The 26,090-nt window shown below is 58.4% G+C and carries 22 protein-coding genes and 1 tRNA gene; 22 read left to right on the plus strand and 1 reads right to left on the minus strand.

From position 1 onward, the window contains the following. The first annotated feature begins 23 nt into the window (after positions 1 to 23). From M2497_RS01715 to M2497_RS01795, 18 genes are all read left to right on the plus strand, one after another. Positions 24 to 7,913: a hemagglutinin repeat-containing protein gene (locus M2497_RS01715; protein ID WP_248485616.1), complete on the plus strand. Its 7,890-nt coding sequence runs from the start codon at positions 24 to 26 to the stop codon at positions 7,911 to 7,913. Next, the gene (locus M2497_RS01720; protein WP_058425799.1) at positions 7,913 to 8,341 is read left to right on the plus strand and encodes a hypothetical protein; all 429 of its coding nucleotides are present in this window, start codon (positions 7,913 to 7,915) and stop codon (positions 8,339 to 8,341) included. Before M2497_RS01715 ends, M2497_RS01720 begins: the two co-directional genes overlap by 1 nt. A 142-nt stretch (positions 8,342 to 8,483) precedes the next feature. Continuing rightward, a complete protein-coding gene (locus M2497_RS01725; protein ID WP_248485617.1) occupies positions 8,484 to 9,095 on the plus strand; it encodes a hypothetical protein in 612 nt (203 codons plus the stop codon). Positions 9,096 to 9,399: 304 nt separating this feature from the next. Continuing rightward, the gene (locus M2497_RS01730) at positions 9,400 to 9,783 is read left to right on the plus strand and encodes a hypothetical protein (protein ID WP_248485618.1); all 384 of its coding nucleotides are present in this window, start codon (positions 9,400 to 9,402) and stop codon (positions 9,781 to 9,783) included. A gap of 355 nt (positions 9,784 to 10,138) precedes the next feature. Then, entirely contained in the window at positions 10,139 to 10,537 is a 399-nt protein-coding gene (locus tag M2497_RS01735) for a hypothetical protein (RefSeq protein ID WP_248485619.1), read from the plus strand. A gap of 112 nt (positions 10,538 to 10,649) precedes the next feature. Next, positions 10,650 to 11,186, plus strand: a complete 537-nt coding sequence (locus M2497_RS01740) for a hypothetical protein (protein WP_248485620.1) — start codon at positions 10,650 to 10,652, stop codon at positions 11,184 to 11,186. A gap of 331 nt (positions 11,187 to 11,517) precedes the next feature. After that, the gene (locus M2497_RS01745; protein WP_170856112.1) at positions 11,518 to 11,910 is read left to right on the plus strand and encodes a DUF2846 domain-containing protein; all 393 of its coding nucleotides are present in this window, start codon (positions 11,518 to 11,520) and stop codon (positions 11,908 to 11,910) included. 79 nt (positions 11,911 to 11,989) lie between these two features. Then, positions 11,990 to 12,685, plus strand: coding sequence for a hypothetical protein (locus tag M2497_RS01750; RefSeq protein WP_248485621.1), 696 nt, complete (start codon positions 11,990 to 11,992; stop codon positions 12,683 to 12,685). A 58-nt stretch (positions 12,686 to 12,743) separates the two neighbouring features. After that, positions 12,744 to 13,625, plus strand: a complete 882-nt coding sequence (locus tag M2497_RS01755; RefSeq protein ID WP_248485622.1) for a sel1 repeat family protein — start codon at positions 12,744 to 12,746, stop codon at positions 13,623 to 13,625. A gap of 76 nt (positions 13,626 to 13,701) precedes the next feature. Beyond that, positions 13,702 to 13,830, plus strand: a complete 129-nt coding sequence (locus tag M2497_RS30645) for a hypothetical protein (RefSeq protein ID WP_257103012.1) — start codon at positions 13,702 to 13,704, stop codon at positions 13,828 to 13,830. Positions 13,831 to 13,837: 7 nt separating this feature from the next. Further along, a complete protein-coding gene (locus tag M2497_RS01760) occupies positions 13,838 to 14,266 on the plus strand; it encodes an RDD family protein (RefSeq protein WP_248485623.1) in 429 nt (142 codons plus the stop codon). A 192-nt stretch (positions 14,267 to 14,458) separates the two neighbouring features. Further along, positions 14,459 to 15,040 (plus strand): hypothetical protein, encoded by a 582-nt coding sequence (locus M2497_RS01765; protein WP_058426356.1) that lies wholly within the window; start codon positions 14,459 to 14,461, stop codon positions 15,038 to 15,040. A gap of 40 nt (positions 15,041 to 15,080) precedes the next feature. After that, positions 15,081 to 15,761 carry a CsgG/HfaB family protein gene (locus M2497_RS01770; RefSeq protein ID WP_058426355.1) on the plus strand — a complete coding sequence of 227 codons (681 nt, stop codon included), beginning with the start codon at positions 15,081 to 15,083 and terminating at the stop codon, positions 15,759 to 15,761. Between the two features lie 29 nt (positions 15,762 to 15,790). Further along, the gene (locus tag M2497_RS01775; RefSeq protein WP_248485624.1) at positions 15,791 to 16,153 is read left to right on the plus strand and encodes a DUF4810 domain-containing protein; all 363 of its coding nucleotides are present in this window, start codon (positions 15,791 to 15,793) and stop codon (positions 16,151 to 16,153) included. After that, entirely contained in the window at positions 16,150 to 16,800 is a 651-nt protein-coding gene (locus M2497_RS01780) for a DUF799 domain-containing protein (protein ID WP_248485625.1), read from the plus strand. Before M2497_RS01775 ends, M2497_RS01780 begins: the two co-directional genes overlap by 4 nt. Positions 16,801 to 16,986: 186 nt before the next feature. After that, the gene (locus M2497_RS01785; RefSeq protein ID WP_248485626.1) at positions 16,987 to 18,609 is read left to right on the plus strand and encodes a VWA domain-containing protein; all 1,623 of its coding nucleotides are present in this window, start codon (positions 16,987 to 16,989) and stop codon (positions 18,607 to 18,609) included. Positions 18,610 to 18,762: 153 nt separating this feature from the next. Further along, positions 18,763 to 19,335, plus strand: a complete 573-nt coding sequence (locus M2497_RS01790) for an RNA polymerase sigma factor (protein WP_058426352.1) — start codon at positions 18,763 to 18,765, stop codon at positions 19,333 to 19,335. Beyond that, complete coding sequence (locus M2497_RS01795) at positions 19,332 to 19,925, plus strand: hypothetical protein (RefSeq protein WP_248485627.1); 594 nt, start codon at positions 19,332 to 19,334, stop codon at positions 19,923 to 19,925. Before M2497_RS01790 ends, M2497_RS01795 begins: the two co-directional genes overlap by 4 nt. Before the next feature lie 85 nt (positions 19,926 to 20,010). On the opposite strand, the gene M2497_RS01800 is transcribed toward M2497_RS01795, so the two are convergent. Further along, a tRNA-Arg gene (locus tag M2497_RS01800) sits at positions 20,011 to 20,087 on the minus strand. Between the two features lie 371 nt (positions 20,088 to 20,458). On the opposite strand from M2497_RS01800, the gene gabD reads away from it, so the two are divergent. From gabD to M2497_RS01820, 4 genes are all read left to right on the plus strand, one after another. After that, positions 20,459 to 21,901: an NADP-dependent succinate-semialdehyde dehydrogenase gene (gene gabD, locus M2497_RS01805; RefSeq protein ID WP_092248696.1), complete on the plus strand. Its 1,443-nt coding sequence runs from the start codon at positions 20,459 to 20,461 to the stop codon at positions 21,899 to 21,901. Between the two features lie 181 nt (positions 21,902 to 22,082). After that, positions 22,083 to 23,360 (plus strand): 4-aminobutyrate--2-oxoglutarate transaminase, encoded by a 1,278-nt coding sequence (gene gabT / locus M2497_RS01810; protein WP_248485628.1) that lies wholly within the window; start codon positions 22,083 to 22,085, stop codon positions 23,358 to 23,360. A gap of 119 nt (positions 23,361 to 23,479) precedes the next feature. Further along, positions 23,480 to 24,505 (plus strand): IS110 family transposase, encoded by a 1,026-nt coding sequence (locus tag M2497_RS01815; protein WP_058426805.1) that lies wholly within the window; start codon positions 23,480 to 23,482, stop codon positions 24,503 to 24,505. 353 nt (positions 24,506 to 24,858) lie between these two features. Next, complete coding sequence (locus tag M2497_RS01820; protein ID WP_248485629.1) at positions 24,859 to 26,067, plus strand: HDOD domain-containing protein; 1,209 nt, start codon at positions 24,859 to 24,861, stop codon at positions 26,065 to 26,067. Positions 26,068 to 26,090: the final 23 nt, after the last annotated feature.

Raw genomic sequence — 26,090 nt, forward strand, 5'->3', positions numbered from 1 at the left:
CCCGCTGCCTTGAGATTTTGAATATGGACGTTCGCCCTGTTACTGCCCTTAAAACCCTGAGCCAACGCGGCCTGGCCTTGATCCTGGCCAACGCGCTGTTCTGGCAGCCATTGCTGGCGAGCGCCGAAGGCATCGTGGTCAGTGGCCCCGGTACCACGGTCGGCCAGGCGGGCAACGGCGTGCCGGTGGTGAACATCGCCACCCCTAATGGCAGCGGCCTGTCCCACAACCAGTTCAAGGACTACAACGTCGGCCCCAACGGCGTGATCCTCAACAACGCCAACAGCATTGTGCAAAGCACGCAACTGGGCGGGATCATTGTCGGCAACCCGAACCTCAAGGGCGGTGCGGCGAATGTCATCCTCAACGAAGTCAAAGGCGGCAGCCCCAGCCAATTGCGCGGCTACACCGAAGTGGCGGGCCAGTCGGCCAAGGTGATCGTCGCCAACCCTTACGGCATCAGCTGCAACGGTTGCGGCTTCATCAACACCCCCAACGTCACCCTGACCACCGGTAAACCGGTGATCGATCAGGCCGGGCAACTGAAAAGCTACCAGGTCGACGGCGGCGCCGTGACCATCGACGGCAAAGGCCTGAACGCGAGCAATGTCGACCGTTTCGAGATCATCACCCGTTCGGCCAAGATCAATGCGCAGATCAACGCGAAACAACTCACGGTGATCGCCGGGCGCAATGACGTCGATGCCCAAAGCCTGGCAACCACCGCCCGTGCCGATGACGGCAGTGCCAAGCCGGAGCTGGCGATTGACTCGTCGGCGCTCGGTGGTATGTACGCCGGCGCGATCAAACTGGTGGGCACCGAAGCCGGTGTGGGCGTGAAGCTCGACGGTACGCTGGCCGCCAGTGGCGGTGACATTCAACTCGATGCCAACGGCCACCTGAGCATGGCCCAGGCTGCCGCCAGCGGCGCAGTGGACATCAAGGCTGCCAGCCTGGAGACCAAGGGTGCGGTCTACGCCGGCACCACCCTCAAGGCACAGACCAAGGGCACCCTGAAAAACAGCAAGACCCTCGCCGCCCGCGACAGCATCACCCTGGCCAGCAACGGCCAGTTGACCAACAGCGGCATCATCGAAGCCGGGGTCAACCCCGACAACACGCGCAATGCCGGTGGCGATGTCAGCCTCGACAGCCAGCGCATCACCAACACCGGCACCGTGATCGCCAATCGCAGCCTCACCGCCACGGCGCAAAGCCTGGATAACCAGGGTGCGACCTTGAGCGCCAAGCAGGCGCTGAACATCACCGCCGCCAGTGTCGACAACCGCAACAAAGGGCGCCTGCTCAGCGACGGCACGCAGACGCTCAACGTCAGCGGCCTGCTGGACAACAGCCAGGGCGGCATCATCGACAGCAGCGGTGCGTTCACCCTCAACGGCAATAGCCTGGATAACAGCGCCGGTAGCCTGACCGGCGGTGGGGTGATCACCCTGGATCTGATCGGCGACCTGATCAACCGTAACGGCAAGCTGGCCAGCGCCGGGCCGTTGCTGATCCAGCGCGCCGCGCACATCGATAACCAGGGTGGCAAGCTCGCCAGCCAGGGCTTGCTGACCGTGTTCGCCAACAGTGTCGACAACCAGAACAACGGCACCCTGGCCGCCAACGATGGCCTGGTCCTGACCACCAGCGGCCTGTTGCAAAACAGCGGCAACGGCCTGATCCACAGTGAAAACGCTGGCGTGACCATCACTGCCGGCACCCTCGACAACAACGGTGGCCGCATCGCCGCCAAAGCCGGTGATGCGCAGATCGACGCCACGGATTTCAACAACGGCAGCGGCGCACTGTTCGCCCGGGATCGCGTGCACCTGACCGGTATGAATGTGGATAACGGCGGCGAGATCGCCGGTAACCGCATCGACGTCAGCCTCAATGGCGCACTGACCAACCGTGGCCTGATCGAAAGCGCCACGGCCCTCGATGTCGAGACCGCCAGCCTGAACAACAGCGGGCAAATGCGCGCCTTGGGCACCAGCGGCAAAACCCGCTACGCCATCGGCGGCCTGCTCAACAACAGCGGTAGCCTGGAGACCGCCAACGACCAATTGAGCCTCGCCGCCACCCGCTTCCAGAACACCGGCGGCAAGGTGTTGCACGTGGGCACCGGCGTGCTCGACCTCAGTGGCATCAGCCTCGATGACGTGGGTGGCAGCCTGGTCACCAACGGTGACCTGACCTTCGATAAAGCAAGCTGGACCAACAGCACCGCGATCCAGGCCGGGCGCCTGACCGTCAACGTGGATAACCTGCAACAGACCGCCACCGGCAAGCTGCTCGGCACCCGTGCCCTGGTCGGCAGCGGCCAGGACTGGACCGTGGGCGGCAGCGTCGCCAGCCAGGGCAGCCTGGATCTTTCGGTGGGCAACCTGCTCAACGACCACGGTTTGATCTTCAGCGGTGGCGACCTGAACCTCAAGGTCGACCGCCTGAAAAACCTCGGCGCCACGATCTACGCCATGGGCAACCTGCGCGTTGATCGCGACGGCCAGGGCGGCTTGGCCACCAGCATCATCAACAGCTCGGGCACCCTCGAAAGCGAGCGTAACCTGGTCCTGGCTGCCAGCACGATCCAGAACATCCGGACTGTGCTCAACACCGAGTCCGGCATCTACAGCGCCTCCATCACGCCCACCGCCTGCATCTTTCGCGTGACCGGTGGCGACTGCGACGGCCCCAAGCAGAACCGCCCGTTCCTGATTACCCAGCGTGATCACTTCATCGTCAGCCAGGCCACTGCAGCGTCCAGCATCACCTCGGGCGGCAACATGCTGCTCACCGGCGGCGAGCTGCTCAACAGCAGCAGTAGCATTGCCGCCGGTGGCAATCTCACGGCCATCGTCAACCAGCTCACCAACGTCGGTGTCGTGACCCACGACACCCAGTACGATCGCATCTTCACTTCCGAGCGCGAGCGTAAGCCGGGGGGCTGGTACCGCGAGGCAGCGGCCTTCACCCAGCGTTATTCGGCAGGCCAGGACATGGGCGGCGTCGAAGCGGGCCTGGCCTCGTTCATCGGTAAGATGGAGAGCGAGCAGATCGCCCTGCGCAAGACCACCCAGTTAAGCGCGCCAGACCAAAGTTACGCCGCTGTGATCCAAGCCGGCGGCAGCGTGGATGTGAAGGCCCAGGCCGGCATCGACAACAGCGTCGTGCGTGGTGGCTACACCTACGTCGGCAGCGGTGCCAACACCCATGCGCCGGGCTACTCGACCCTAGTCAGCCTCAACCCGCAACTGCCGCCGGACGTGGCCCAGCAACAGGTCAACCCACTGGGCCTGCCCGGCTTCGACCTGCCCACTGGCGAGAACGGCCTGTTCCACCTCAGCGACAGCGATGGCGCCAAAGGCCTGCCCACCAGCCAGTTCGCGGCCAACCCGCATAAGTACCTGATCGAAACCAACCCGCTGCTCACCGACATGCGCCAGTTCATGAGCTCGGACTACATGCTGAGCAAGCTCGGCTATGACCCCGACACCGCGCAAAAACGCCTCGGCGATGGCTTCTACGAACAGCGCCTGATCCAGCAAGCCGTGCTCGCTCGCACCGGCCAGCGTTTCATCGATGGCCAGACCAGCGACGCCGACCTGTTCAAGCACCTGATGGACAACGCCATCAGCAGCAAAAGCGCGCTGAATTTGTCCGTAGGCGTGAGCCTCACCGCCGAACAAGTCGCCGCCCTGACCCACGATATCGTGTGGCTGGAAAACGCCACCGTCGCCGGCCAACAAGTGCTGGTGCCGGTGCTGTACCTCGCCCAGGCAAGCAACCGCCTGGCGCCTAACGGCGCATTGATTTCCGGCACTGACGTCAACCTGATCACCGGCCGTAACCTCAACAACGCCGGCACCTTGCGTGCCACCGGCAGCCTGTTGGCGAACGCTGGCGGCAACCTCACCAACAGTGGGTTGATGGAAGCCGGTGGCCGCCTCGACCTGCTCAGCGGTAACAACCTGACCAACCGCGCGGGCGGTGTGATCAGCGCGGGCAACGTCAACCTCGCCGCCGGCGCCGACCTGCTCAACGAACGCAGCGTCACCACCCACGCAAGCGCCAGCAGCTACCGCACCGAACGCAGCGACTTCGTCGACAGCGCCGCGCGCATCGAGTCGGCCAACGATTTGGTCATGCAGGCGGGCGGCAACGTCAACAACGTCGGCGGCGTACTCAAGAGCGGTGCCGACACCACGGTCAAGGCCGTGGGCGACGTCAACATCACCGCTTCCAAAAGCCTCGACAGCGGCGCCATCGGCAACCGTTCCAGCTTCACCACCATCGCCCAGCAAGGCTCCGTGGTCGACGCTGGCCGCGACCTGCATGTGATTGGCGGACGTGATATCAGTGCCGTGGCCAGCCAGGTTAATGCCAAGCGCAATTTAGCGATGGCGGCTACGGGTGATTTGAGTCTCGGTTCGGTCGCGAACGAGCAACACTCGGCATCTAATTCGAAGAAGGTTACGAGCCGGGAAGATCATGTCCAACAAGTGGGCACATCGTTGGTGGCCGGTGACAACCTTTCCTTGAGTGCTGGCAACGACGTCGTCGTCAGCGCCAGCCGTGCGAGCGCCGGCAAGGAAGCCTATCTGTACGCCGGCAATGATCTGGCGCTGAACGCCGCGCAAGACAGCGACTACAGCTATTACCGCAAAACCAAAACCAGCAAAGGGTTGCTGTCCAGCAGCCAGAAAACGCGCATCGACAGCAGTAACCAGATCAGCCAGCAGGGTTCTTCCATCAGCGCTGATACCGTCGTCGCGCGTGCTGGCCGTGACATTGGCACTACCGCCAGTGATGTGGTTTCCACCAACGCCACCAGCCTGATTGCCGGGCGCAATGTGGTGATAGATGGGGCGACGGATACCTTCGAACAAAGCCATTCGTCCTCGACCAAAAAATCGGGCTTGATGAGCAGCGGCGGCATCGGCGTTACGTTGGGCTCAAGCAGCAACCAGAACACCTTCACCAGCAGCATTGAAACCACCCGGGCCAGCAACATAGGCAGTGTGCTGGGCAGTGTGGATATTCAGGCTGGCAAAGACCTGACCATTCGCGGTTCAGACGTGGTTGCCGGTAAGGACATCAGCCTGGTTGGGCAAAATGTCAGCATCCTGGCTTCCGAGAACAACAACCGCAGCGAGCAGACCTCGAAGAGCAAGACCAGTGGTTTGACCCTAGCGTTGTCCGGCACCGTGGGTAGTGCGGTGGACTCCGCTTACAAGACCGCCAAGCAAGCCAAGAGCGAGGACGACGGCCGCCTCTCGGCGCTGCAAGGTGTGAAGGCGGGTTTGACCGGGGTGCAGGCATGGCAAGCTGCGCAGCAGAATGGCGGTATGAACGGAGCTAACGCCGGGCAGTTTGTTGGCATCGCCATCTCGCTTGGCTCGCAAAAATCCAGCTCCAAACAGACCCAGGAGCAGACAGCAAACCAAGGCAGCAGCCTCACCAGTGGCAATAACCTGAGTATTGTAGCTGCCGGGAATGGCACGCTTGGCGCTGATGGAGACATCCGTGTTCAGGGCAGTAAGCTCCAGGCCGGTAATGAAATGCTGTTGGCCGCAGAGCGTGATATTCGCCTGGAAGCGGCCGCCAACACACAAAAACTCGATGGCAAGAACAGTAGTGGCGGCGGGGCCGTGGGCGTCAGCCTTGGGTTTGGTTCCAGTGGTGCTGGCCTAAGCATCTTTGCCAATGCGAATAAAGGGACTGGCAACGAAAAGGGCAATGGCACGACCTGGACAGAAACGACTCTGGATGCGGGTAGGCAAGTTAGCCTGATCAGTGGGCGAGATACCGTCCTCAAAGGGGCGCAGGTCAGTGCAGACCAGATCAAGGCCGCAGTAGGCCGCGATCTTAGGCTGCAAAGTCTGCAAGACACTGACGACTACAAGTCCAAACAAACCGATGTCAGCGGTGGTGCAAGTTTCACGTTTGGCACCATGACGGGTAGCGGTTCACTCAGTATCAGCAAGAGTAAGATCGACTCCAACTATAAAAGTGTGCAGGAGCAAACTGGCCTGTTCGGCGGTAAGGGTGGCTACCAAATTGATGTGGGCAACCATACCCAACTCGATGGCAGCGTGATCGCCAGCACGGCCACGCCGGACAAGAACCGCCTGAGCACCGGCACCCTTGGCTGGAGCGTTTTGAAGAACAAAGCTGATTACACGAGCCAGTTGCAGAGCGTTAGCGTCAGCAGTGGCGCAAGCAGCGCGAACGCCTTCGTTAGCAATATGCCCTCCGGAAGCTTGGTTGCGTTCAAACATGGTGACAGTGACAGCGGCACCACGTCATCGGCCATTTCCAACGGCACCCTTGACATTCGCGACCCTGCCAAACAGCAGCAGGACGTTGCAACACTGAGCCACGATGTTGAACACGCTAACGGCAGCATCAGCCCCATCTTCGATAAGGAGAAAGAGCAGAAGCGCCTGCGGCAGGTGCAGTTGATCGCGGATATTGGCACTCAGGCGTCGGACATCGTTCGCACACAAGGTGCCATTAACGCGGCCAACGCTCAAAAAGATCCTGAAGCGATAGCGGCTGCGCGAGACAAGCTGATCAGGGAGGGCAATACCCGGCCAACGGATGAACAGATCGCCGCACAGGTGACCCGCACGGTGATGCAGCCGTACGGAACGGGGGGCGATTATCAACGCGCCGCTCAAGCGGTGACGGCAGCTTTGCAAGGACTGGCAGGGGGGGACATCGGCTCTGCCCTTGCGGGTGCGTCGGCGCCCTATCTGGCGAACCTCATCAAGCAATCAACGCAGGGCAACGATACCGCCCGGATCATGGCCCACGTGGTACTGGGTGCTGTGGTTGCACAGGCACAAGGGAACTCGGCGGGTGCCGGTGCTGCGGGAGCTGGTACGGGGGAGTTGATTGCGGCGCGGCTGTATCCGGATATTAAAACTGAGAATTTGAGTGAGGAGCAGAGACAGACCATATCGGCGCTTTCGACATTGGCGTCGGGATTGGCGGGCGGACTTGCAGGGGGTGACCTGAGCGGTGCATTTGCCGGTGCAAAGGCTGGCAACAATGCGGTTGAGAACAACTCGCTGGGTGATATTGCTAGTGCATTAGCTGAGGGTAAGACGCTTGAACAAAAGGCTGAAGAGCGCATCAAGGCTGAAAATGAGCGCTACAAGGAGCAAAACTGTGCAGGACTGAGCGCGCAAGCATGCTCGGCGCAAATGTATGATGAACGTCGTGAAAACCTCGCTTATACGGTGGCGGGTGGTGCAGTTGTAGCCGGAACGGTGGCAGGAGCAATGTTGCTTGGTCCAGCACTGTTAAATGTCTGTGGGATGAGCCCAGTAGTTTGTACCGAACTGACATTAACAGCAGCTGAGTTGCCCTTTGGTGCCGCAACGGCGGGCGGTACGGCATTAGGCGTGGGAGGATTTGGTAGTCTTGCAGCGAAGGAGGTAGCTGCTACTGCGGATGCTGCGGCAGCAGCGCGGAATGTCGAGACTGCAAAAGGTGGCGCTCTTGGTGCAAAAGCGACGGGTGAAGTCGTGCCTCCTGTGCCTGTTGTTACTTCTGGTACTACTCGGACAGGCGTTGTTCGTACAAATGCCGCAGACTGGAGAGCACTGCGTGATAACTGGGATGACCTTGGATATGGTCAAATCTTAAGTACTGAAAATCGGGCAGCGATAGCTAAAGGGAAGACGCCGAAAGTTGACGATGCATGGGTTAAGGTTTTTCCTGAAGATGCAGGGCTAAAGGGCGAGAGAATTCCTATGCACCATGTCCAGGGTTCGCCACTTACTGTGCCACTGCCTGATACACGGCATTTGGACGCGCATATGCCAGGAGGATTTAGATATAATCCGGGCGGTCCAGGGTCCGCTCTCCCGGCATACCCTCCGAAAAAAGGAGCTGAGTAATGCATTCCATACCGCTAGAGCTTGCGAAGCAAAAGTTAATTTTTTACGTGGCTCAGGATTTGGATAAGTCTATTAGATCTAATGTGCAGCAGCTTGTGAATGAGGTTGCTGCGTCAAGAATATGGAGCGTTACTCCGCCGAGATTTATTGATGAGATAGACGAGAGTGGCGCGGAAGTTGTAGGTGGGATTTTAGAAATTTATTCGGCTTTGCCGCCAAACATACTTCCTATTGAGATGGACTCAAAAAACCTAGATGACGTAGAGGCGCTGGTAGGTGCCGTAAAAAAACTATCTGAAGATGAAGATCTTTCCTTTGAGTTTAAGTTAGATACTACTTATGTTGGCGCTATTGAGGACGGTGTTATTGATCGAGTCCTGCTGGACGGTTTGCTTGTGCCGTGGCGAAATCACCTCAAAGGGAAATAAAAAAGGGAAATAGGGGTGAGGCCACGATTAGTGCACCAATGTATATTGGTGGTCTGACCCATATTTCCTTCAAAAGTATGGGATTCCTTGCTTGAGAAACACTCATCAAATGCACGAGTATTGACGCAGGAGGAGTTCTTTCATGAGTTTGGACGCTAAGTTTGACGTATTAGAAAGTGAGTTGTTTGAAGGGCAAAAATCAATTGCTCTGTTTGTTTTGAAAGAGCAGCATTATTATGTTGTGGATGATAAATCTAATTACTGTATCGATGTCCGGCCGGATTATTTTTCGTATGTTGAAGCAGGTCGACTAAAGCAGGAAGATTATGAAAAAGCTCTTAAGCTCTTTCGCGGTGGAATCTCAGTTTTAAGCGCAGATAATTTTCATCAGTACATCGATAGCACCGAAGCTGAAGTGATAAGTTCTACGATGATGAAAGATTTCTTTTCCAAGGGCTTAACGTTGAAGAGTGCTAAGAGTTTTTATAAGGACGTAGAGCGGTTCTTATCTTATGGAGGAGAAATGGATTCGCGAAAATGGAATTTTTTGCGTATGAAATTACCGAGCTTTTACATAAATTTCGACCGAGGGATTTACCGACATACCGACTATGGTCGGTTGCATGAGGAATTGGCGTTGCCAAAAACACAGTGGGATGCTCGTTGTAGTAGCGATTTTGGATTGCTCATCCCTGACGATGATCAATATTGGATCGTAGATAGAATGAATTTCTGGAAGCTTTATGGTGGTTGAATTACTCGAAAGCTTATATGTGGTCTCGGTTTGAATTTTTCTATTTTCTTTAAGATTTAGTTGGTACAAAAGAGACTGCATCTGGCTTGGTTTCTGGAGAAACAGGTGTTGTAAGTAACGGAAAAGTTGCTGTTAACGACGCGAGGTTCGATGGTGCAAAAGGGCCGAGGCAGCTTATCTCTGATGCAATCAACCCTCCCAAGGTCAGCCCGGTTGAGAAAATAGGGGTCAGACCCCGATTAGTGCACCAATGTATATTGGTGGTCTGACCCCTATTTCCTGCTAATTTATGAGACCAACTAATATGGATTATGCGTTTCTCTTTGCAACGCTTCAGAGTCAGTTGGTGCTTGCGTTCGCCGAACTGCACCCCAATGCAAAAGATTCTACCTGGCTCCTCGACTTCCCGAAGAGGGGAGACTTGCTTGTTGATGGTGATCAATGGCAATTTCTGAGGCATGGTGCAGGTATTCGTTTTGAAAGAGTGTCGCGTAAACCCCATTGGGTCGTGGATGTTCATAAACGCTTTGATGAGCCGAAAATAATCGACAATTGGCGAGTGCTTCATTTTCTTGAATCGTGCGGGGTAAACGTGAATGAAGACCAAGTGTCATCGTTATTAAATAAGTTGTGTTTAAAAGGTCATTTGCTTGATCAAGGTAATGGGCAGTTTCTATTTGTCGACTAATCACGAGCAAGGAGTGCTTGATGAGTTTGAAAAACGACTTGAATGATGTGCTTCATAATATTTCTGAAGGGCAAAAAGGAGAAAAGGTGACAGATTTATTTAATAAGGGCAAAAAAGTGGACGGATTTATTTGATTTTCGAGTCCTTTTTTAATTAAATAAATCTGTCACCTTTTCGCACTATTGGTGGCGCACGTACTGATATTCCTGGACTTGAAACGCAAGGGGAAATAGGGGGGGAAATAGGGGGCAGACCACGATTAGTGCACCAATATATATTGGTGGCCTGACCCCTATTTCCATATTAATGGTCTGACCCCTATTTTCCATGGAGCCAAAAAAGGAGGGTTTTAATCGTGAGCGACTCAGCTTCAATTATATCTGATGTGGCAATTGATGAAGATGCGTTTGCTGATTTTATTCACTCTATAGGCGGGGTCGTTAGTGCCGGAAAACGTAATCGTGGAGTATTGAATTGGGACGACGCCACTTTGTATATTTCATTACTCAACTCCGAAAAATTCATGAATTTCTATGATTCGCAAGATATGCTCGATTGGGAAGATTTGTTGGGTGACCCTCCTAAGACAATGATCGAAATGCAATTGGGTCATTCGGAAGGCTCGATGGAGATGTATTTATGGTTGGCGTACGAGTTTGGCAAGAAATGGAATTGTGTTGTAGATGACGTTAGTGCGGTGACGCTTAACTACTCCGAAGTCTGTGACAGGTACACAAGGTCGACTATGAAATAGCAGAAAATAGGGGGCAGACCTTGAGTGATGGGGGACAGACCACCTTGGCAATGAAATTTAGGTATTCAATAAATCACCCATAACCGCTTGAGATGTGAGCCTAGGAGTCATCTTGAAGATCCTTTTGCTGGCCCTTTTTTCTGCTCTATTACTGAGTGGCTGCGGCTCTGCACGCTATGAAAAACCTATCCCCTACGATCAGGCCACCACCGCACGCATCCGACTTTTTGGGAATAACGGTTTGCCTATCGCCATCAACCCCGGACAAGACTGCGCGTCGAGTAAAGAACCTCTTTTTGCCTACGGTTATACCGTTGCGGATAAGGTCAATTCCACCTTGGGGCAACACACCAAGCGAAGTATCGGAATGCCCGCTTCCTGGAGGAGCGAGCACCTGAGCTATGGCGAGTCTTATGCCGAGTTTGTGATCCCTGCGGGTGTGCCGTCTGTGGTTGTGATGAAGATGGTTGCCGCCGAGGCGTCTTGTGTGCCTGATCCACGTGTATTTGTTCCTGAGGCGGGTAAAGATTATGAGGCGTACCTACAGAGGCAAGACTGGCAGTGCGGTGGCGTGATTCGACTGCTCTCTGGTCAGGAGACGCCTGGTGCTATTGCACACGTTCCGTCGAATAGTTGCGGGAGAAAATAAAGGTAACTGGCGAAGCGCAAAGAAGGGGAGAGTCTCATTTAATAATTACTTGCCGCTCAGGAGAAAATCCGGGCCAGACCACATTTTGTACAAACCCGGACACGGGATCACAGTGATGGCACAATGCCTCATGTAACGCCATCCACTGCCGACACACTGGCGATGGCCAAACGCATCAGGAAAAGGTGAACCGGCCGTCGTCGGCGTTTTCGAAACCGCCCCACCGCTACCCACAAGGAAGAAATACATGATCAAGTTGTTCTGCAAAGCCGCTGTTGCTCTGTCCCTCGTCACTCTGTTTGGCTGTTCCTCGACGCCGTCGGTGGAGAAGATGCAGGCCGATGTGGCGAACTATTCGTTGCCTAAGGCTGCTGTCGCCGATAAAGGTTTGGTGTATGTGGTGCGCCCGAGCAACGTGGGGATGATGGTTCGCTTCAACGTGTTCCTGGATGACAAGGAAGCCGACTCGGAGATGGGTTACAACCGCGGTAACCAGTACATCTATTTTTTCGTGACACCGGGCAAGCACGTGATCAGCTCCAAGGCTGAAAACTGGGCGGACATGCCGATTGATGTCAAGGCGGGTCAGGTGGTTTACCTCAAGCAGGAAGTCGACATGGGCTTCGCCATCGCACGCAACAGCCTCAAAGTGCTGAGCGACCTCGAAGGCCGTTACCTGGTCAAGGATGCGTCCCTGGGCACCGTGGCAAAAGAAAGCAAGTGAGTTAAACCGTTGAAGCCTGCCGGGCTCCAGGTCCGGCAGGCCGTCATTTTTCACCCTGCGCAAACCTTCAAGGACTGATGTGAAAAACCTCCTCTTCATCCTCTTTGCCACCCTTATCCTCGGCGGCTGTGTCAGCCATCCCCTTACGCCCGAACACCGGGCCCAGATCAAGACGGTCAAGGTGCTGCCGGTAAAGTGGGAGTCGCAACAGATGGTCTACATGGGCCGTGAGCAAGCCTGGGGCGCAGCATTGGGGGCCGGGCTTGGCGCGGGCGTTGGCATGGCCAGCGGTGCATCCAGGTTGGGCACGGCGGCGTTGAGCGGCGCCGGGTTTGCAGGGGGTATGAAACTTGGGCAGTTGGCCGAGATGCCGACGCCGGTAGCGATCCTTACGGTGATGGACGCTGAAAAAATCGATTTGGGCGTGTTGCTCAAACAGGGCTTTATCGATGCGTTGGGTAAGACCTCAACCCTCAAAGTGGTGGGTGACGATGAACCCGCCGATGCGCAGATCCAGCTGACCGTGGCCGAGTGGGGCTTTCGCCTGACCCAAGGGTTCAGCAGTGTGGTGTACCCCACCCTCAATGTGCTGGCGCAGATGAATCGCGGCGATGAAATGGTCTGGCGCACCAGCGAGGCGGTCACGCCGTTCAATGGCCAGAACGTCTACGGCTACACGCCGCTCACCTATCGCACCGACCCCGAGGCGTTGCGCCGCGCGCTCACGGGGATTACGCAGATCTCCAGTGGGTATTTGGTGAAAGAGCTCAAATAAGCCAGCGCGTGCGTTAATGCTGGCCTGCCCCTGTTTCCCGATTCCACGGACGCATGACATGAAAAAAGCAATTGTTCTACTGGCAATCACCGGCCTCGTCACCGGGTGTCAAGCTTCCAGGCCGCCAAGCTCCTTTGAGCAGAGTCTGGCCAACGTTCAATGCATGCTGTCCGAGGGCGAGAAAAGCCCCACAGCCGATCAGGTTCAGTTCATTCGTCAAGCCAGCGATAACGGCAACGTGCGCTGTAAGACTGCGCTCGGTGGTTTGTACGAATCCGGTCGTGGCGGCGTGCCACAAGATTTTGCCAAGGCCAGATCGCTTTATGAGTCCGTTGCCGCCGTGGATGGCGTCGGTTACGAAAGGCTGGCGCGCATGGCCGAGGAGGGCCACGGGCAAGTGCGCAACGATGTGGAGGCGCGACGGCTTTATCAGTTGGCGCTGACCAACAGCGACAGCGATAAAAGCAAACTCGCCTTGGCCCGATTGATGGAAGAGGGTCGAGGTGGCCCGCAGGATTTGTTCGGGGCCATGATGTATTACGTGGAGGCCAGCCAGCATGCCGGCGATGTCGCGTGGAAGGGCCTTCAGCGCATTCGCGCTCAACGACCGGTGCTGACGCCTGAACAAGCACAGCGCTACAACGAGGTCTGGGCTGACACCAGTCGCAAGAGCCTCAATCGTACGGCACTGGACATCGAGATTGCCTTGAACAAGCAAATCAAACGCGGCAGCGCGAGCAAGCCGGTGACGCTGCAAGTGCAAGGCCAGTCGGGTTCGAATGTGCCGAAAATCCTATTGATCGAAAGCTCGGGCAACGCCGAGGTAGACCAGGCCGTGGTCAACGCATTCGGTCAATACCGCATTCCTGCCGAGCCGCTATTGCAGGCAGGCCAGGACTCCTGGTCGTCCGAGCGGTCTCTCAAGGTCGGTTTGAATTGAAGGGCTGGAGCCCTGATGCCATGGGCCGTTCACATTCAACGCAGACACGAACACCTTGAATCTGGAGCAACACCGTATGGATGCAAGCAACACCCCTGAACGCCCGACCGTCCTGGCCAGCATCGGTCGTCGCCTGGCTGCACGGGTCATCGACTGTGCCAGCGTTCGCAGCCTCGCGGATATTTATGACAATGGCAGAGGGTAAGGACGTTATGAACGACTCAGTAGCGACTAAAGAAACCTGGGACCTCGCCAGCCCGTTCAGACGGTTACTCGGCTATTTCATCGATATGGCCGTGGTGTTGTTCCTGCTGTTTTTGAACAGAAGCCTGGGCTCTGTCTATCTGGACGCCGCAGCAGGCTCGGCATTGCTCAATGGCCTGCACTACGCATTGTTGTTCCTGGCCTTCGGGTACGGCTTGTTCTGCGATGCGCTACCCAATGGCCAGAGCTTGGGTAAGCGTGTATGCCGCACGGCGGTGGTGGGGTACCCGTACCCCATGAACTGCACGCTGTTCCAGTCGTTCCTGCGCAATGCGCCGAAATTGCTGTTCAGCGTATTGGATGGTCTTTTTGTGTTGTTCGGCATGCGTCGTCGTTTGGGCGATATGTTGGCCAAGACGGTTGTGATCAATACGTAGGCAGAATGATAGCCTGGAGCCAGCATTCTTTTGTTTTGCGGACAAGGCCTTAGCGTTGCTTACCTGCCTTGTCGGGCAAAACGCCAGTAACACGGCGCCGCTCGAGCTGTAAAACAGCTTGAGAACGCCTTTCAACTCCGTAGAATGCCGCGATTGTTTAAAGCACGATACTTTTCAGGGACGAATTCAGACATGCGCGTGTTTGCCGTACTTATCGCGGCCTGCCTACTGGCGGGCTGTGCCTCCAAGCCGGATTACTACATCTCCCCGGCGCCGGTAACGATTCCGAAGACTGCTACTTACTGGCTCGACAACTTCGATGTTGAGGTGGAGGGGCAGAACGATCGCTTCATGTCGGACGATAAAGTCCGCGAACAATTGGGCATTGACCTGATTAACCGCCTGCTTAAAGCCAAGCGATACGCCACCAGCAAGGCTTCCGCCGATTACCTGCTCGATGTGAAAGTCGTCTACAAACGACTCATCCAGGATACGCACGGCGCGCTCGTCAGCACGATCATCGAAGACAACAAGTACTTGGTCTCGGTTGATTTCAGCTATGAGGTCAAGGTCAAGAAAGGCGATACCGAAGTCCTGCATTTTGCGCAGACGCGCGAACGCCTCATGCCGAGTATGGGGCCGGGACAATGGCAACACTGGAAGACCGTTGGCGGTATTTTGACCCGTAGCGGCAACTCAAATGTCGAGGGGTTTTATACCGGTAATTTGAGCAGTTTCATCGCCACCGATCTCCGTAACATTCCATCCCGTTAGTTTCATCCGCTTTAACCGATTTATCACCCAGGAGCACCCTGTGAACACACTGTCCAAAATCCTGCTGTCCGGCCTCACCGCCGCAGCGCTGCTGACCGTGGCCGGTTGTGCCACGGAGAGCAACCGCGCGATGCCGGTGGAACAAGTCGCCAGCGCCAACGTCGCTTATTCCGGCGTGCGTGTACCGATTGCCGTGGGCAAGTTCGACAACCGCTCCAGCTACATGCGCGGCATCTTCTCCGACGGCGTGGATCGTCTCGGCGGCCAGGCCAAGACCATCCTGATCACCCACCTGCAGCAAACCAACCGCTTCAGCGTGCTGGACCGCGACAACATGGGCGAAATCTCCCAGGAAGCCGCGATCAAAGGCACCGTGCAGAAGCTCAAGGGCGCTGACTACGTGGTGACCGGCGACGTGACCGAGTTTGGCCGCAAGGAAACCGGCGACCGCCAGCTGTTCGGCATTCTCGGCCGTGGCAAGACCCAAGTGGCCTACGCCAAAGTCGCGTTGAATATCGTCAACATCAGCACCTCCGAAGTGGTGTATTCCACCCAGGGCGCCGGTGAATACGCGCTGTCCAACCGTGAAGTGGTCGGCTTCGGCGGCACCGCCAGCTACGACTCCACCCTCAATGGCAAGGTCCTCGACCTGGCCATGCGCGAAGCCATCAACCGCCTCGTCGACGGCATCAATGCCGGCGCCTGGAACCCGCGCAACTGATCAGCAGCACCTCAAGGAGCAGTACAAGGATGAGCAAGGCAGTCAAGTTGGCGCTGATGCTGACAGCAGTGGCGATGGTCGCCGGGTGCCAAACCGCGCCCCAGCCGTTGTATCAATGGGAAAGTTATCAGCCGCAGGTTTACGAATACTTCAAGGGTGAGCCCAAGGAAGCGCAGGTCGAGGCACTGGAGCGTGATCTGCAGAAGATCAACGCCAGCGGCCGCAAAGCCCCGCCGGGTTACCACGCCCACCTGGGCATGCTGTACCTGAGCATGGGCAAGGATGACCAGATGGTGCAGGAGTTCCGCACCGAGAAGGCGCTGTTCCCTGAATCCGCCTCGTACATGGACTTTTTGCTGAAAAACGCCAAGACCGGAGTCGCCACTAAATGAGCCTGTTGAAACTCACGGGCGCCTTGCTGGCCCTGGCCCTGCTCGGCGGTTGCGCAGCCCCCAAGACCATTGATTACACGGCGTACAAGCAGGCACGACCGAAGTCGATCCTGGTACTGCCGCCGCTCAATGAATCGCCGGAAGTGCAGGCGTCCTACAGCCTGGTCTCGCAAGTGACCTACCCGTTGGCGGAAGCCGGCTACTACGTGCTGCCGATTGCCCTGGTGGACGAAACCTTCCGCCAGAACGGCCTGACCACGGCCAACGATATCCAGGCCCTGCCACCGACCAAGCTGCATGACATCTTCGGTGCGGACGCCGCGCTGTACATCACCGTCACCGAGTACGGCACCAAGTACATGCTGATCTCCAGTGACACCGCCGTGACGGCTTCGGCCAAACTGGTGGACCTGCGTACCGGCACCACCCTGTGGACCGGCTCGGCGCGGGCGTCCAGCGAGGAAGGCAACAACAACAGCGGCGGCCTCATCGGCATGCTGATCACGGCGGCGGTCAAGCAGGTGATCAACAGCTCCACCGATGCGGCACACCCGATTGCCGGTATCACCAGTGCGCGCCTGCTGTCGCCGGGGCAACGTGCGGGGATCCTGTACGGTCCGCGTAACCCGAAGTACGGCACGGACTGAGTTCATGTGGGAGGGGGCTTGCCCCCGATAGCGGTAGATCAGTCAGTACATGTTTGACTGACCCACCCCATCGGGGGCAAGTCCCCTCCCACAGTTGGACTGTTATTTGAATCAGGGTTAACCCGAACATTCCACACCTCGCGTCTGACCTTGTGAACGGATCATTTCATTCACGAGGTTCAGCCCATGTCCCACCCTCTGTTTTTCCTGCGTCCTGCCGCCCAAGGCTTTGCCGTTACCATGGTGGTGGCGTTGGCCGGTTGTGGGCTGTTCTCATCCCCTGAGTTGGCCAAGCCGGCCGAGCCCATCGCCGAGCTGCAAAGCGCGCCACCCCAGGGTGCGTTGGTCAAACGCATGGCAATGCCTGCACCGATGCGTATGCAGGAGTCAGCCGCGATGGACTACCGCAGCGAACCCCGCGAACAATATGAAAACCTGCCGGACAACCCGGTGCACCGCGTGGCCGAGACGCCGGTGTCCACCTTCAGCGTCGACGTCGATACCGGCAGCTACGCCAACGTCAGGCGTTTCCTCAACCAAGGCAGCCTTCCGCCCGAAGGCGCTGTGCGACTGGAGGAGATGGTCAACTATTTCCCCTACCACTACGCGCTGCCCACCGATGGCTCGCCCTTTGGCGTGACCACCGAAGTCGCCGCCACGCCGTGGAACCCGCATACCCAGTTGCTGCGCATCGGCATCAAGGCGTCCGACCGCGCCGTGGCGCAATTGGCACCGGCCAACCTGGTGTTCCTGGTGGATGTGTCCGGCTCCATGGACCGCCGCGAAGGCTTGCCGCTGGTGAAAAGCACGCTGAAGTTGCTGGTGGATCAACTGCGCGACCAGGACCACGTTTCGCTGGTGGTGTATGCCGGTGAATCCCGTGTGGTGCTCAAGCCCACCTCCGGGCGCGACAAGGCCAAGATCCGCAACGCCATCGACCAACTCACCGCCGGCGGCTCCACGGCGGGCGCGTCCGGTATCGAACTGGCCTACCAGATGGCCCGCGAAGGCTTTATCGACAAGGGTATCAACCGCATCCTGCTGGCCACCGACGGTGACTTCAACGTGGGCATCAGTGATTTCGACAGCCTCAAGCAAATGGCGGTAGAACAGCGCAAAAGCGGCGTGTCCCTCACCACCCTGGGCTTCGGTGTGGATAACTACAACGAACACCTGATGGAGCAACTGGCCGATGCCGGCGACGGCAACTACGCCTATATCGACAACCTGCGCGAAGCGCGCAAGGTGCTGGTGGATCAGCTCAGCTCGACCTTGGCCGTGGTCGCGCGGGATGTGAAGTTGCAGGTGGAATTCAACCCGGCGCGTGTCAGCGAATATCGCTTGCTTGGCTATGAAAACCGCGCCTTGAAGCGTGAGGATTTCAATAACGACAAGGTCGACGCCGGTGAGATTGGCGCAGGGCATACGGTCACGGCACTGTACGAAATTGTGCCGAAGGGCGAGAAGGGGTGGTTGGAGCCTCTGCGTTACGCCACTGCGCCTGTGGCCGGGGATAAATCCGCTGAACTGGCGATGCTGCGGGTGCGCTACAAGCCTGCTGTGGACGGTGCCAGCCAACTGATCGAACGGCCCATCAGCCAGGAACCCTCCAAAGCCAGTGACGACCTGCGCTTTGCGGCGGCAGTGGCTGCCTTTGCCCAACAGCTCAAGGGCGATGGCCGCTACACTGGCAGCATGAGCCTGCAGGACACCGCCGCACTGGCCCGCTCGGCCCGGGGTGATGACCCGTTCGGCTTGCGCAACGAGTTCGTGCAACTGGTCGAACTGGCCCAAAGCCTCAAACCCTGATCATAGCCATGACAACAATCAAATGTGGGAGGGGGCTTGCCTCCGATGGCGGTGTATCAGCATCAAGTGTGCTACTGACCCACTGCTATCGGGGGCAAGCCCCCTCCCACAGTTAGACCAGCTTCGGCTGATAAAAAGGAGTTCGCCCCCTACATGGCTGTTCCAGATGATCTACCCAGCGACGAATCGCTGCTGGCCCGCTACCGCACCGGCGACAGCGCCGCGTTCGAAGCCTTGTACGCACGGCACCGCCAGGGCCTGTACCGATTCCTTGTGTCCTTGAGCAACAAGGCCGAACTGGCCGAGGAAATCTACCAGGAGACCTGGCTCAGTCTGATCCGCAGCGCCACCCAGCCACAAGGCCGGGCGAGTTTTCGCACCTGGCTGTTCCAGATCGCCCGCAACCGCCTGATCGACCACTGGCGCAAGCACGGTGTCCATAACCCATTGCACGACAGCTACGACGAACAATTGCATGCCCAGGCCGACGACAGCGCCGGCCCCGAGCAGCAACTGAGCCTGAGCCGCGACCAGGCGCGGCTCGATGCCGCGCTGCAAGACCTGCCCGAAGACCAGCGCGAAGTCTTCCTGTTGCGCCTGCACGGCGACCTCGAGGTGCCGCAAATCGCCGCCCTCACCAACGCCCCGCTGGAAACCGTGAAAAGCCGCCTGCGTTACGCCCAGCAGAAACTGCGCCGCCTGCTGGCCGAGGAGATACCCGCATGATCGACTCCCGAAACACTCCAGATTCCGACGACGAATTGTTCCAGCACTATCGTCAACACAGCTCCGTCGAGCCGCCGGCGTCCCTCGACGCCTTCATCCTCAACGCCGCCCGCCGCGAAGCCCCGGCGCCGCAGCCGAACCTGTGGCAACGCTGGCTGCAAGCCTGCCAACGGCCGCGCTGGCAGATGGCATTCGCCACCGTTGCAGGGTTGGCCCTGACGATCGGCGTGGTGATGCGCTCGCCCGTGCCGCAACCCGACATTTCCACCGCGACCTTCTCTGCGCTGCACGACGAAGCACCGCGTCCCGCTGCACCCGCGATGTCCGCGCCTGCCCCCGTCGCCCGAATGGCCGCCGCGCCACAGGCAGAGAGCGCGCAAGTCATGGGTTCGATGGCGGATGAGTCGAGCGCCAAATTCAGCAAGCGTGCGCCGGTGGCGTTGCCTTCGTTGGAGGAGGGGTTGCAGGAGATTGTTAGGTTGCGTGAAGTGGGAGAAAGCAAGGCGGCAGATGAATACCTGCTGGCACTCTACAAGCGTTTCCCCGAAAAAGATTTGCCTGCGCGGTTGGAGGCACTGCAAAAGCGTTAGGCGGATGCGGCTGGTTTGAACTCTCCGCAGAGTTAATACAAAAAAAGCCCCAGGCCTTTCGACCTGGGGCTTTTTCATCTGTATATGGTGCACCCGGCGGGATTCGAACCCACGACCCCTGCCTTCGGAGGGCAGTACTCTATCCAGCTGAGCTACGGATGCTTGTGCGGGCGACATCATACCCATGTCGACCTTGGGCGTCCATGCTGGTCTTTGGGCATCCAAGTGTAGGAATTCGCTGCATAAAGGCCCTGGGCCGGGCACCACTCATCAGAAGGGTAGAACCCGGACCAACGACGCTGATCAGAAAGATCGACTAAAAGTGCCGTTTTCGTTCTTTTTTTCGAACAGACTATTGCCCTGCCCCCCCATTGATCCTAGGATTCGTTTGAGATTTCAAACGCTCTGTCTCCCGCGCGCTATTCACGCTATCCCGCGTGCTGGGGCTGATTTCCCTGACGGCAGCCCACAAGGCGCCTTTCAACAACTCTAATTCGCTCCGCGTGCGCGCGGTGCTGTTAAGGAAACCCGACATGCAGCTCAAAGATACCCAGTTGTTCCGCCAGCAAGCCTTTATCGATGGCGCTTGGGTCGATGCGGACAATGGACAGACCATCAAGGTCAACAACCCGGCCACGGGCGAGATTCTTGGCACCGTGCCGAAGATGGGCGCCGCTGAAACCCGCCGCGCCATCGAAGCCGCCGACAAGGCCCTGCCGGCCTGGCGTGCACTGACCGCCAAGGAGCGCGCCAACAAGCTCCGCCGTTGGTTCGAACTGCTGATCGAAAACCAGGAAGACCTCGGTCGCCTGATGACCCTCGAGCAAGGCAAGCCACTGGCCGAAGCCAAGGGTGAAATCGTCTACGCCGCCTCCTTTATCGAGTGGTTCGCCGAAGAAGCCAAGCGCATCTACGGCGATGTGATCCCGGGCCACCAGCCGGACAAGCGCCTGATCGTGATCAAGCAGCCGATCGGCGTGACCGCCGCGATCACCCCGTGGAACTTCCCCGCTGCGATGATCACCCGTAAAGCCGGCCCGGCCCTGGCCGCCGGTTGCACCATGGTGATCAAGCCTGCTTCGCAAACCCCGTTCTCGGCCTTGGCCCTGGTTGAACTGGCGCACCGTGCCGGTATCCCGAAAGGCGTGTTGAGCGTGGTCACCGGCAGTGCCGGCGACATCGGCGGCGAGCTGACCAGCAACCCGATCGTGCGTAAATTGTCCTTCACCGGCTCGACCGAAATCGGTCGCCAGCTGATGGCCGAATGCGCCAAGGACATCAAGAAAGTTTCCCTGGAGCTGGGCGGCAACGCGCCGTTCATCGTGTTCGACGACGCTGACCTGGATAAGGCCGTCGAAGGCGCGATCATCTCCAAGTACCGCAACAACGGCCAGACCTGCGTCTGCGCCAACCGCCTGTACATCCAGGACTCGGTGTACGACGCGTTCGCCGAGAAGCTGAAAGTGGCAGTGGCCAAATTGAAGATCGGCAACGGTCTGGAAGAAGGCACCACCACCGGCCCGTTGATCGACGAAAAAGCCGTGGCCAAGGTGCAGGAACATATCGCTGACGCCCTGAGCAAAGGCGCCAAGCTGCTGGCCGGTGGCAAAGTGATGGAAGGCAACTTCTTCGAGCCGACCATTTTGGTCGACGTGCCGAAAAACGCGGCCGTGGCGAAGGAAGAAACCTTTGGCCCACTGGCGCCGCTGTTCCGCTTCAAAGACGAAGCCGAAGTGATCGCGATGTCCAACGACACCGAGTTCGGCCTGGCGTCCTACTTCTATGCCCGCGACCTGGGCCGTGTGTTCCGTGTGGCTGAAGCCCTGGAGTACGGCATGGTCGGCGTCAACACCGGGTTGATCTCCAACGAAGTGGCGCCGTTCGGCGGCATCAAGGCCTCGGGCCTGGGCCGTGAAGGCTCCAAGTACGGGATCGAGGATTACCTGGAAATCAAATACCTCTGCCTGGGCATCTGACCCGGCAAGAGCTTGCAGCAAACGCAAAGGGCACGAGAGCGCTGACCCTTTGCGTGTTTTACCCCGCAATTCGTAGTGACCGGGAAAGCTGTGGCAGTCGATCATCGCATGCTGCCGTAGTTGCCTCCCCGCCACGTATTCCTTGGACCACGCCACCCGATGAGTGGCGAATGAGGACTTTATGAGCAAGACCAACGCATCCCTGATGAAACGCCGCGAAGCCGCTGTACCGCGCGGTGTTGGCCAGATTCACCCGATCTTTGCCGAATCGGCGAAGAACGCCACCGTGACCGACGTTGAAGGTCGCGAGTTCATCGACTTCGCCGGCGGCATCGCCGTGCTGAACACCGGCCACGTGCACCCGAAAATCATCGCCGCCGTGACCGAGCAACTGAACAAACTGACTCACACCTGCTTCCAGGTACTGGCCTATGAGCCTTACGTGGAACTGTGCGAGAAAGTGAACGCCAAGGTCCCAGGCGATTTCGCCAAGAAAACCCTGCTGGTCACCACCGGTTCCGAAGCCGTGGAAAACGCCGTGAAAATCGCGCGTGCCGCCACGGGGCGTGCCGGTGTGATCGCCTTCACCGGCGCCTACCACGGCCGCACCATGATGACCCTGGGCCTCACCGGTAAAGTCGTGCCTTACTCGGCCGGCATGGGCCTGATGCCAGGCGGCGTGTTCCGCGCGTTGTTCCCGAACGATCTGCACGGCGTGAGCGATGACGATTCCATCGCCAGCATCGAACGCATCTTCAAGAACGATGCCGAGCCGCGTGATATCGCTGCCATCATCATCGAGCCGGTGCAGGGCGAAGGCGGTTTCTACGTCGCGCCGAAATCCTTCATGAAGCGCCTGCGCGAACTGTGCGACAAACACGGCATCCTGCTGATCGCCGACGAAGTGCAAACCGGCGCCGGCCGTACCGGTACGTTCTTCGCCATGGAACAGATGGGCGTTGCTGCCGACCTGACCACCTTTGCCAAATCCATCGCTGGCGGCTTCCCGCTGGCCGGTGTGTGCGGCAAGGCTGAATACATGGACGCCATCGCGCCAGGCGGCCTGGGCGGCACCTACGCCGGTAGCCCGATCGCTTGTGCAGCTGCGCTGGCGGTAATGGAAGTGTTCGAAGAAGAGCACCTGCTGGACCGCTGCAAGGCAGTTGGCGAGCGTCTGGTGACCGGTCTCAAAGCCATCCAGGCCAAGTACCCGGTGATCGGCGAAGTGCGTGCCCTGGGCGCGATGATCGCGGTCGAGCTGTTCGACGACGGTGACACCCACAAGCCAAACGCGGCGGCTGTTGCTTCCGTGGTGGCCAAGGCGCGTGAGAAGGGCCTGATCCTGCTGAGCTGTGGCACCTACGGCAACGTGTTGCGTGTACTGGTCCCGCTGACCTCGCCGGACGAGCAGTTGGACAAAGGCCTGGCGATCATCGAAGAGTGCTTCTCCGAGCTGTAAGAGAAAGTTGACCTGTTCGACAGAAAAAACCCGCTTCGGCGGGTTAATGAGATGGTCACCCCCAACACCCTGTGAGGGCTACGCTTTCACAGGGTGTTTTGTTTTCGGAGGCCATCATCATGAGCGAGTCAGCACTGATCGGGATCGATCTCGGCAAACATAATTTCCACCTTCTCGGCCAAGACAAATCGGGCCGCGAGGTGTTTCGCAAAAAGCTCTCGCGAGCGCAGATGATGCGGTTCTTCGGCAACTTGCCGAGCTGCGTCGTGGTAACGGAAGCCTGTGCCGGCTCTCACTTCATCGCCCGTCAGCTTGCGGCGATGGGGCATACGACCAAGTTGATTTCACCGCAGTTTGTCCGCCCTTTCGTCAAGGGCAACAAAAACGACTTTATCGACGCAGAGGCTATTTGCGAGGCGGCTTCTCGTCCGTCCATGCGCTTCGTCACGCCTAAAACCGAGTCTCAGCAAACCCTGTCTGTTCTGCATCGCATGCGCGAGTCGTTGGTGCATGACCGCACCAAGACAGCCAATCAGATGCACGGTTTCCTGTTGGAATTTGGCATCAGCCTGCCCAAAGGCTTAGCCATCATGAAGCGTTTGGCAGCTGTTTTGGCCGAGCATGAGCTGCCTGCGCGGCTGACAGTGCTGTTGCAACGCCTGCACGATCACTTCGTTTACCTGGATGAACGGATCAAGGAACTGGACAAAGAACTGGCTTGCCAGCTGGCCGACGATGATCTGGGGAGTCGTTTGCTTAGCATGCCGTGTGTCGGCCCGATCACCGCCAGCCTTCTGGCTGTAGAAATGGGCGATGGCAAGCAATACCGATGCAGTCGCGATTTTGCGGCTTCAGTGGGCTTGGTGCCGCGACAGTACAGCACGGGCGGCAAAGCCAATTTGTTGGGGATCAGCAAGCGAGGTGACAAGCACCTGCGACAACTGTTGGTGCAATGCTCCAGGGTTTACATGCAGCGGCTGGATCACCAGAAAGGGGCTTTGGCCGACTGGGTGCGAGCGCTGCTGCGCCGACGACACTCGAATGTGGTGGCCTGTGCCCTGGCCAACAAACTGGCGCGTATCGCTTGGGCGATAGCGGCTCATCATGCGCAATATGAAGCAGGGCCAGACGCCTTGAACGCCTGACCCTGCGGTTGTTGCAGTACCACGACTCACCCTTCAGGTTTTGCGATAGCTGAACAACGGATGACGTGAACGGCCTACCGGCCTGGCGAAGATCCTGACATAAAAATCGGCTTCAGAAGCCGACGGGTTTTTAAGGATCGTCAGGCGCGACTCTCATCGTGGCGCTGGGGCAAGCCCCAAACAGACGCCGGATAGATTTAAGCAAGCCAACCACACCACCCGTTAATCAGTATTGCAAAAATGGGGGTGACCATAGATTTTTTATGCCCATTGCTGCACATTCAGCCCGTGTTCATTGTACGTAGGCGGCTCCATTGACTAAGGTTGCAAGCATTGCCGATGGAGCGTGCTGGATGACTGCTGTTGATTTACCCGCTGTACCCCGTGTGTTGATTGCCGAGGCGGACCCTTGGTCGCGGGACCTGCTCAAGCAAGTATTGTTGAATGTGCGCTGCGATGCGCGGCTGGATGTGTGTGCGGACGGCCAGCAAGCGGCGACCCTGCTGCGGGATAAGGCCTACGACCTGATCCTGGCCGATTGGGAGCTGCCGGGCATCGATGGCCTGAGCCTGCTGCGCAGCGTGCGCCAGAAGCGTCGCTCGCCTTTGCTGCCGTTCATTCTGCTGAGCAGTCGCAATGACAGCGCCAGCGTGCGCGAAGCCTTGCCCCTGGCGCCCACGGCGTACCTGACCAAACCCCTGAACATGGAAGGCCTGACCCAGCGCCTGCAGGACCTGCTGCTCAACGAAGGCGAAACGGTGTACTGCGAGATCCCACCGTTGGGGACCGGCATGACCTTGCCAGTGTTCCTTGAGCGACGCCGCGAAGCGTCCGACGGCGCGCCATTGCGGGTCGATGTGAAAGCCGCCGTGCAACACAGCCTCGGGCCGGAAGGCCTGGACCTCAAGCATCTGGAAGACCAGGTGCGCATGGACCCGCAAATCACCGCCGTGCTCATCGCCGCCGCCAACAGTGCCGGCCATCACGGCGCACCGGTGCAGACCCTGCCCGGCGCCCTGCACAAGCTGGTGCCGGGGCAAAGCATGAACCTGATCCTGGGCCTGGCGCTCAAGCACAACGTGGTACTCGGGGACCCGGCGCTGGTCGCCTATGCCGAGCGGCACTGGCAAGTGTCCCAGGACACTGCCGACTACGCCCGGCGCCTGGCCCGCATGCTTGAGCTGGATCACGAACGCTGCTACAGCGCGGGGATCCTCCATCGGCTGGGCGACCTGGCGCTGTTGCGCTGCCTGGAGGACTGGCGCCAGGGTGGCGGTGAACTGGATGACGAAGCGATTGGCGAGTCCCTCTACACCTTTGGCGCTGCCTATGGCTCGGCACTGCGTGCGCGTTGGCGCTTGCCGTTGGAGCTGCGCCAGTTGATTGCGGCGATTTACGCGTTGGAGGGCGGTGTGTATGCGCGGGATGCGCTGGTGGTGAACCTGGCGGCGCAGATGGCGCGTTTGACTGAGCATGAAGGCCTGGAAGAACTGGCGGCGGGCAAGACGGCGCGACTGCTCAAGGTGGGCTTGTCGGAGCTGACCCGAGTGCGCAAATCCTGATGTGGGAGGGGGCTTGCTCCCAC

Source organism: Pseudomonas sp. CYM-20-01 (assembly GCF_023169845.1).
Taxonomy (GTDB): Bacteria; Pseudomonadota; Gammaproteobacteria; order Pseudomonadales; family Pseudomonadaceae; genus Aquipseudomonas; species Aquipseudomonas azotoformans.

Coding starts and splice junctions, on each gene's coding strand:
- M2497_RS01790 (WP_058426352.1), top strand. CDS start 18,763: ATGGCTGTTCCAGATGATCTACCCAGCGACGAATCGCTGCTGGCCCGC.
- M2497_RS01715 (WP_248485616.1), top strand. CDS start 24: ATGGACGTTCGCCCTGTTACTGCCCTTAAAACCCTGAGCCAACGCGGC.
- gabT (WP_248485628.1), top strand. CDS start 22,083: ATGAGCAAGACCAACGCATCCCTGATGAAACGCCGCGAAGCCGCTGTA.
- M2497_RS01815 (WP_058426805.1), top strand. CDS start 23,480: ATGAGCGAGTCAGCACTGATCGGGATCGATCTCGGCAAACATAATTTC.
- M2497_RS01765 (WP_058426356.1), top strand. CDS start 14,459: ATGCGCGTGTTTGCCGTACTTATCGCGGCCTGCCTACTGGCGGGCTGT.
- M2497_RS01780 (WP_248485625.1), top strand. CDS start 16,150: ATGAGCCTGTTGAAACTCACGGGCGCCTTGCTGGCCCTGGCCCTGCTC.
- M2497_RS01820 (WP_248485629.1), top strand. CDS start 24,859: ATGACTGCTGTTGATTTACCCGCTGTACCCCGTGTGTTGATTGCCGAG.
- M2497_RS01760 (WP_248485623.1), top strand. CDS start 13,838: ATGAACGACTCAGTAGCGACTAAAGAAACCTGGGACCTCGCCAGCCCG.
- M2497_RS01755 (WP_248485622.1), top strand. CDS start 12,744: ATGAAAAAAGCAATTGTTCTACTGGCAATCACCGGCCTCGTCACCGGG.
- M2497_RS01785 (WP_248485626.1), top strand. CDS start 16,987: ATGTCCCACCCTCTGTTTTTCCTGCGTCCTGCCGCCCAAGGCTTTGCC.
- gabD (WP_092248696.1), top strand. CDS start 20,459: ATGCAGCTCAAAGATACCCAGTTGTTCCGCCAGCAAGCCTTTATCGAT.
- M2497_RS01775 (WP_248485624.1), top strand. CDS start 15,791: ATGAGCAAGGCAGTCAAGTTGGCGCTGATGCTGACAGCAGTGGCGATG.
- M2497_RS30645 (WP_257103012.1), top strand. CDS start 13,702: ATGGATGCAAGCAACACCCCTGAACGCCCGACCGTCCTGGCCAGCATC.
- M2497_RS01730 (WP_248485618.1), top strand. CDS start 9,400: ATGGATTATGCGTTTCTCTTTGCAACGCTTCAGAGTCAGTTGGTGCTT.
- M2497_RS01795 (WP_248485627.1), top strand. CDS start 19,332: ATGATCGACTCCCGAAACACTCCAGATTCCGACGACGAATTGTTCCAG.
- M2497_RS01725 (WP_248485617.1), top strand. CDS start 8,484: ATGAGTTTGGACGCTAAGTTTGACGTATTAGAAAGTGAGTTGTTTGAA.
- M2497_RS01745 (WP_170856112.1), top strand. CDS start 11,518: ATGCAGGCCGATGTGGCGAACTATTCGTTGCCTAAGGCTGCTGTCGCC.
- M2497_RS01720 (WP_058425799.1), top strand. CDS start 7,913: ATGCATTCCATACCGCTAGAGCTTGCGAAGCAAAAGTTAATTTTTTAC.